Annotated in this window: 5 protein-coding genes, 1 tRNA gene and 1 pseudogene; 5 read left to right on the top strand and 2 right to left on the bottom strand. The window is 46.6% G+C overall.

Going from position 1 to position 7,602, the window contains the following annotated elements; translation table 11 throughout:
• Positions 1 to 1,295: 1,295 nt before the first annotated feature.
• Positions 1,296 to 1,382: transfer RNA gene (locus DU481_RS15300), tRNA-Leu, on the bottom strand.
• Positions 1,383 to 1,491: 109 nt separating this feature from the next.
• On the opposite strand from DU481_RS15300, the gene queA reads away from it, so the two are divergent.
• From queA to secF, 5 genes are all read left to right on the top strand, one after another.
• Positions 1,492 to 2,526: a tRNA preQ1(34) S-adenosylmethionine ribosyltransferase-isomerase QueA gene (gene queA, locus DU481_RS15295; protein WP_350135924.1), complete on the top strand. Its 1,035-nt coding sequence runs from the start codon at positions 1,492 to 1,494 to the stop codon at positions 2,524 to 2,526.
• Complete coding sequence (gene tgt, locus DU481_RS15290) at positions 2,523 to 3,608, top strand: tRNA guanosine(34) transglycosylase Tgt (RefSeq protein ID WP_350135922.1); 1,086 nt, start codon at positions 2,523 to 2,525, stop codon at positions 3,606 to 3,608. The genes queA and tgt overlap by 4 nt, the downstream gene beginning before the upstream one ends.
• Before the next feature lie 47 nt (positions 3,609 to 3,655).
• Positions 3,656 to 4,099: a preprotein translocase subunit YajC gene (yajC, locus tag DU481_RS15285; protein ID WP_350135920.1), complete on the top strand. Its 444-nt coding sequence runs from the start codon at positions 3,656 to 3,658 to the stop codon at positions 4,097 to 4,099.
• Between the two features lie 95 nt (positions 4,100 to 4,194).
• Positions 4,195 to 6,237 (top strand): protein translocase subunit SecD, encoded by a 2,043-nt coding sequence (secD, locus tag DU481_RS15280; RefSeq protein ID WP_350135918.1) that lies wholly within the window; start codon positions 4,195 to 4,197, stop codon positions 6,235 to 6,237.
• A gap of 23 nt (positions 6,238 to 6,260) precedes the next feature.
• Positions 6,261 to 7,199, top strand: coding sequence for a protein translocase subunit SecF (secF, locus tag DU481_RS15275; RefSeq protein ID WP_350135916.1), 939 nt, complete (start codon positions 6,261 to 6,263; stop codon positions 7,197 to 7,199).
• 137 nt (positions 7,200 to 7,336) lie between these two features.
• Here the strand turns inward: secF and DU481_RS15270 are convergent.
• Positions 7,337 to 7,602, bottom strand: a pseudogene (locus DU481_RS15270) (hypothetical protein); the annotation flags it as partial.

Below are 7,602 nucleotides of genomic sequence, written 5' to 3'. Positions count from 1 at the left end.
AAGTTGCCTGAATTTTGCTTCTCTGATTCGAGAACGAAAATAGTATCTGTTTTTGGCATTCATCTCAGAAAGTTAGCACACTTTAGTAAGTGCTTAACTTCCTAAGACCCTCAGAAAATACCAATTAACAAGGTGCGCATGTGTGCGTATTGGCAACCGCTTCACAAGTCCTTTATCAAAAACAGTCAACCAAGATTCGTGAATTGCTATGGCTTACTACTTCAAGCCAGTTTGTTCAAGACAGCACGTTCTTGCCAGTTATGCCATAAGTGGTATTTTTTGATGTATTCCCATCGCTTTCCGTATTCGCGCCCATAAGATTTTAGCGGTGGTAACCATTCATGCGGCGCCTATTCTGATTTGGATTTATTGATTCACACTCGCTACCAAAAGATTCTCAAAGTCATGTGCAAATGTTCTGCGTTGCGCCTTTGTCCATTTGTCTGCACCGTGTTGTCTGAGCATGTGTCAGCGGCATTTCGAGTCTTTAAATTGAACAGGTTTTCTACTGGTGATTATCAATAATACTTGCCTGTTACTTTGGCAATCACCATCGGCATCTATTGACGGAGATCTCATCACTCGTAGCAGTCAAAGTGCCAAAGTATCTATCTTGTTTATATAATCTTCTGCTATTCGTTTCTTATCTTTTTCCTTGACATTACAAATAATCCACAGATTTAAAAAGTTACAAATATCCCATGAGTATCTTGACATTGAACCAAAAAACATCCCGTAAGCAGATGATAATTTAAACATAATTAATATGTTAAATAATTAAGCAACCTAAGGAAAGTCCTTAGAAATTTACAAGTTAGTAACTCATGCAAGATGATTGCCCACAAAGTTATCCACAGTTTTTGTGGATAATAGAAAAAACCACAGATTAAATAAGACGATATTGATATGAATTAACCGCTAGTTAACTTCCAATAAATAAGAAAACCCATCCTTTTCTAAATGCAACAGGTGTTTTTCTTCTGTTATCAACAAGATTATTTCTTTTTTATGTATGAAATTTTTAGCACACAACCGCACTTTGCTATGAAACTAAATAAATGCATCCACCTTCTGCTTGTTGTTACGATTAAATATTTCTAGTGGATTTCACCAGCAAATACAGCCCGCTACTATCGCTAAGTTTATAGAGCCCTTCGGTTTTGCTTAACGCACTGAGACATCGGTAAGCACATGACGGCATGTCAAAAGATGCATGCTATCTCTTGATACAATCAATTCTTAGAATATTCAGTATTACAAGGGATGTACGATATGAACTGCTTGAATGTTGCTACTGGTGCCGAGAGGGGGAATCGAACCCCCATGATGTCACCATCGCGGGATTTTGAGTCCCGTGCGTCTACCAATTCCGCCATCTCGGCCAAACAATTTGCCTGTTTTGAATAAACAGAAGGCGCAATTATCACTGAAAAGCCGGAGTACAGCAAGCTGCATGGGCGGAAAACATGCTGCGCCGGTATAATAGGGGGCATGAAGACTCAGGATTTTGATTTTTATCTGCCCGCCGAATTGATCGCACAGTTTCCCGCCGAGCAGCGCACCGGCAGCCGTTTGCTCTATATGGACAGCAATAATCATCAATGGCAGGACGCGTTATTTTCAAATTTATCCAGCTTCCTGCACGCCGGAGATGTCATGGTGTTTAACGATACCCAGGTGATTAAGGCGCGCCTGTTCGGAAAAAAAAATAGTGGCGGCAAAGTGGAAGTGATGGTGGAGCGAATACTCGACGATCGCCATGTTCTGGCAGCTATACGTGCCAGCCATGCGCCCAAACCGGACTCAACTTTACTGTTGGCGGATGCGATACCGGCGACCGTGATCGCGCGTGAGCAAGAATTTTATACCTTGCGCTTTGAGCATAAAAAAACGACAGCGGAATTGCTGGAACGCTACGGTCAATTGCCGTTGCCTCCCTATATCGCTCGCCCGGCGACCGCAGCAGACGAAGCGCGTTATCAGACAGTTTACGCAAGAAATGCAGGAGCTGTTGCGGCACCAACTGCGGGATTGCATTTCGATGCTGTCATGATGGATCAATTACGGGCGATGGGCATCACCATTGCCTATGTCACTTTGCATGTCGGTGCCGGAACATTTCAGCCGGTACGGGTTGAAAATATCGCTGATCACACCATGCACAACGAAACTTACCATATCCCGCAAGCCACCGTGGATGCGATCCGGCAAGCCAAGCTATCGGGAGGACGCATTCTCGCCGTCGGTACGACATCGCTGCGGGCACTGGAATCCTGTGCATCGTCTCATCATGGCCAATTGATCGCAGGGTATGGCGATACGCGGATTTTCATTACGCCGGGCTATCATTTTCAAGTAATCGAGCGATTATTGACCAACTTTCATTTGCCCTGCTCAACGCTGCTGATGCTGGTTTCCGCTTTTGCCGGCATGGAAAACATCCGGCTTGCTTATCGGCATGCCGTAACTGAGCGTTACCGTTTTTTTAGCTATGGAGACGCCATGCTGATTGAGAGAAAATCATGAAATTTCAGTTACATTCCACCGACAAGGCAGCTCGCCGCGGCATCTTGACCTTGGCGCACGGCACAGTCGAAACACCCGTTTTCATGCCGGTAGGAACTTATGGCGCGGTCAAAAGCATGCCACCCGCTGCATTGCAAGCGACGAACGCACAAATCATTCTGGGTAATACATTCCATTTATGGCTGCGCCCCGGATTAGAAGTGATCGAAGCACATGGCGGATTGCATGATTTTATGGGTTGGCGCGGCCCGATACTCACCGATTCCGGTGGGTTTCAGGTCTATAGCTTGGGCGATTTGCGCAAAATCACCGAGCAAGGCGTGCATTTCAAATCACCGGTCAACGGTGACAACTGCTTTCTGTCACCGGAAGAATCGATGCGAATTCAACGCACGCTCAATTCCGATATTGTGATGATCTTTGATGAGTGCACTCCGTATCCAGCAGATGAATCGACCACTCAACTCTCGATGGAACTCAGTCTGCGCTGGGCGGAACGCTCCAAACAAGCGCATCACGGCAATCCGAATGCATTGTTCGGCATCGTGCAAGGTGGCATGTACGAACAGCTGCGCGATCAATCGTTTGCCGGTTTACATCGCATCGGTTTTGACGGTTATGCGATCGGCGGATTATCCGTCGGCGAACCCAAAGCGGACATGCAGCGCATCCTCAAACATATCGCACCGCTGCTACCCGCTGATCAACCGCGTTATTTAATGGGTGTCGGCACACCAGCAGATATTGTGCATGCCGTGGCGCACGGCATTGATATGTTCGATTGCGTATTGCCAACGCGAAATGCCCGCAATGGCTGGCTGTATACGCGTCACGGCATTATTAAATTGCGTAACAGCCGCTACCGGCTGGATACATCGCCTCCAGACGAGCGCTGCGGTTGCTACACCTGCCAGCATTTCAGCCGCGCTTATCTGCATCATTTGCAACGCATCAACGAAATGCTGGGAGCGCATCTGAATACCGTGCACAACTTGTATTATTACCAACAATTGATGCAAGAAATCCGCAGTGCAATCGAAAACCAACAATTTGAAGAATATGCACAAGAATTTCTGGCATAAGCGGTCATCATGCTAATATGTATCTTTTTTCAGAAAGGGAGAATTTTATGCTGATTAATGATGCATTTGCACAAGCTGCTGCGTCAACGCAAGACAGCTCGGACTTGTTAAGCCTGTTACCGATGTTCGGAATACTGGTGCTGTTTTATTTTCTGTTGATCCGTCCGCAAGCTAAACGCGCCAAAGAGCAAAAACAGATGATGGAAGGATTGCAGAGAGGCGATGAAGTCATTACCAACGGCGGTATTCTCGGTCAGGTTCTGAATGTCAGCGAAGCTTATGTGATTATCGAAATAGCACCGGCTATCGAAGTCACCGCGCTTAAATCTTCGGTGCAAACCCTGTTGCCCAAAGGAACACTGAAGAGTATCGAGCCGAAAGGAAAAACTCAAAAATTCAAAACAACTAAAACAACAACCGCATCGGAAAACAGTGCCGCCGAAACCACGGAGAACCATGATACTGACGCTGGCAATGTTGACAAAAAATAACCACGCATACCGTGGCGGAAGGAATAGTTATTGAATCGCTTGCCGTCACATATCTTTCTTATCTTTTATCATTAATTAATACTTAACTGACACCCATGAACCGCTACGCACTTTGGCAATACTTGATTATTGCGGTTTCACTGCTACTCGGCTTGCTTTATACATTGCCGAATTTTTACGGCGAATCGCCCGCAGTACAGATTTCCCCTTTACGGACTTCCGCAAGCACTGATACCGCCTTGTTGCAACGCGTTGAAGACGCATTAAAACAAGCCAATCTTGGAACGGATGGAATGCTCCTTGAAGAGGGAAGCATTAAAGTACGTTTCGCCGATACCGAGACCCAAATCAAAGCAAAGGATTTGCTGGAATCAACTTTGGGTAATGACTATATCACTGCGCTAAACTTACTACCCAATTCTCCCCAGTGGCTGACCGATCTCGGCGCATTGCCGATGTATCTGGGGTTGGATCTGCGCGGTGGTGTGCATTTCATGCTGGCCGTCGATATGGAAGGCGCGCATGAAAAATCACTGGATCGTTACAGCGCTGATATCCGCGGCAAATTACGCGAACAAAAAATTTCCTATGCCGGTCTGGAAAAACAAGCCAAGAAACTGACTTTAAAATTTCGCGACGCTGAATCACGCACCAAAGCGGAAGCTGAGTTAAAGTCGAATTATCCCGATCTTGGTTTCAAGGAAGAGAATGTCGATAGCCGCTACCATCTCGTCGCTACGATTAAATCCGAGGCGCTCGCGCGCATGCAAGAGTCAGCGGTGTTGCAGAACATCACAACCCTGCGTAATCGCGTTAATGAACTGGGCGTCGCTGAACCCATCATCCAGAAAGCTGGAACGGATCGCGTCATCGTGCAATTGCCGGGGGTACAAGATACCGCCAAAGCAAAAGATATTCTGGGACGGACAGCCACCCTGGAAGTTCGCATGGTCGATGACGAGCACGATCTTGATGCCGCGTTGCAGGGCAAGGTGCCCGCGGGTACCGAGCTGTATGAAGAGCGTGGTGGAAGCCCAGTGCTTGTCAAAAAACAAGTATTGTTGACCGGTGAGCATATCACCGATGCTCAATCGGGGTTTGATAAGGACAATCAACCCGCAGTACATCTCAATTTAGACAATGGCGGATCGCGCATTTTCAAACAATTAACGCGGGATAATGTCGGCAAAAGAATGGCCATTCTGCTGATTGAGAAAAATAAGGCGGAAGTTATTACCGCACCCGTCATCCGGGAAGAAATCGGCGGCGGGCGCGTGCAGATCAGTGGGCGCATGACCAGCAGGGAAGCGCGCGATGTTGCGTTATTACTGCGCGCCGGTGCTTTGGCTGCACCGATGGATATTATTGAAGAGCGTACAGTAGGGCCAAGCTTAGGCGCAGAGAATATTGCCCGAGGCTACAACTCGACCTTATATGGCTTCTTAGGCGTCGCTATCTTCATTGCCATTTATTACACGGCGTTCGGCATGATCTCGGTCGTTGCGCTAGCCATGAATCTATTGCTGCTGGTTGGTTTATTATCCATCATGCAGGCCACGCTGACACTGCCGGGGATGGCTGCATTGGCCCTGACGGTCGGTATGGCGATTGATGCCAACGTGTTGATCAATGAACGGATTAGGGATGAATTACGCGCTGGCGCTTCGCCGCAATTAGCTATTCATGCGGGATTCGAGCGAGCCTTCGGCACGATTGTGGATTCCAACATTACCACTCTCATTGCCGGTATTGCGTTGTTTGCTTTCGGTTCAGGTCCGGTGAAAGGATTTGCGGTAGTACTCTGCTTAGGCATTATGACTTCCGTATTTACAGCAACTTTTGTGTCCAGAGGCATGGTGAATCTAATTTATGGTAATCGCCGGTTGGATCACGTTCCGATTGGAAAAATCTGGATACCGGAACAAAATAAGACTGCTCAGAGAACTACATTAGCTCGTAGCAAAGCAAGCGAAGAATCGATCGATATTCAGAACAGAGTTACAAAACAGCTTGAGGCTAAAGCCGAAGTCATTCAACAAGCTGATCTTGATATTCAAGCCGTATCGAGCGAAAGAAAGCCGGGTAAAGCTAAAAACAAGCGAAAATCATCTGATACCAAGCAATCCAAAGCTGACTAATCAGATCTATAAGGAAGTAAATCATGGAATTTTTTAGATTTAATCATAACATCCCCTTTATGCGATGGAGACGGGCCGGGGCTGTCATTTCAATTGTGACATTTGCCCTATCTGTTTTCTTCATTACCACAAAAGGACTCAATCTCGGTGTGGACTTCACGGGCGGAACCGTACTGGAAGTCAGTTACAATCAAGCCGCTGATCTCGAGAAAGTCAGAGGTGTACTCACCGATCTCGGTATGTCTGACGCCAGTGTGCAAAATTTCGGCACTTCTCGTGAGGTTTTGATTCGCTTACCAATTAAACCCGAGTTTTCCAGTGCACAGTTGTCTGAAACTGTCATGAGTGCATTAAGACAAGCAGATTCTTCGGTCGAAATGAAACGAGTTGAATTTGTCGGACCACAAGTCGGCGCGGAATTACTGGAAAATGGTGCACTGGCTTTGCTATTTGTTTCACTGGGTATCGTTGCCTACTTGGCAGTGCGATTCGAGTGGAAATTTGGCGTATCGGGCATTATTGCCAACTTGCATGATGTAGTTATCATCGTTGGCTGCTTTGCTTTCTTTCAGTGGGAATTTTCGCTCACCGTGCTCGCCGCCATATTAGCCATACTGGGTTACTCCGTTAATGAGTCAGTCGTTATTTTCGATCGGATCCGCGAGAATTTTCGTAAATATCGCAAAGCATCCATCACCGAAGTTATCGATAGCGCCATTACAGAAACGATGTCACGCACGATTATTACCCATGGAAGTACACAAATGGTCGTCATCGCAATGCTATTATTCGGCGGTGAAGTGCTTCACTATTTTGCATTGGCATTGACCATTGGCATTTTGTTCGGGATTTATTCGTCGATTATGGTCGGCAGCTCAATCATCATGCTGCTGGGTGTCAAACGCGAAGATCTTGTTAAGATTGAGAAAAAACCCCTGGAAAATGATGGCGCGGTTGTATAAGGTTTTACAATTACATGGATGAGTCAACTATTAGTACCCGTTGACCAGAAATCGCACATTTCTAATTTCTGAATAGAAAAAAGCACAACAGGAAATTCCCTGTTGTGCTTTTTACGTTTTTGGACTTGCTATATTTTTCAATCAGCTTTCGGTTTACGCTTCCGCAAGTAGAAGAAAGCGGCAACAGCGAGGACCAATACAACCGGTGCGATAATCGCTACTTTCGGGGTCGGACGGCCTTCACCCACCGAGAACGGAAAACGTGATACATAGTCCTGCGCTTCACCCGTCACCGTCACCAGCCCTACAAACTTGCCTTTCTCCGGAAAGGTGTGATCTACCGTAATCGATGCCGATGGATATACTTTCGGTGGTAAATGAAATACTGTGATCTCATCCAGGT

Origin of the sequence: Nitrosomonas sp., assembly GCF_040240425.1 — a bacterium.
Lineage (GTDB): Bacteria > Pseudomonadota > Gammaproteobacteria > Burkholderiales > Nitrosomonadaceae > Nitrosomonas.
Note: the sequence above shows the minus strand (reverse complement) of the source record. Positions and strands in the feature narration are given on the sequence as shown.

Bases quoted from the DNA above. Each gene is read 5' to 3' on its own strand.
- tgt (WP_350135922.1), top strand. From the start codon at position 2,523: ATGAAATTTCAGTTACATTCCACCGACAAGGCAGCTCGCCGCGGCATC.
- secF (WP_350135916.1), top strand. From the start codon at position 6,261: ATGGAATTTTTTAGATTTAATCATAACATCCCCTTTATGCGATGGAGA.
- yajC (WP_350135920.1), top strand. From the start codon at position 3,656: ATGCTGATTAATGATGCATTTGCACAAGCTGCTGCGTCAACGCAAGAC.
- secD (WP_350135918.1), top strand. From the start codon at position 4,195: ATGAACCGCTACGCACTTTGGCAATACTTGATTATTGCGGTTTCACTG.
- queA (WP_350135924.1), top strand. From the start codon at position 1,492: ATGAAGACTCAGGATTTTGATTTTTATCTGCCCGCCGAATTGATCGCA.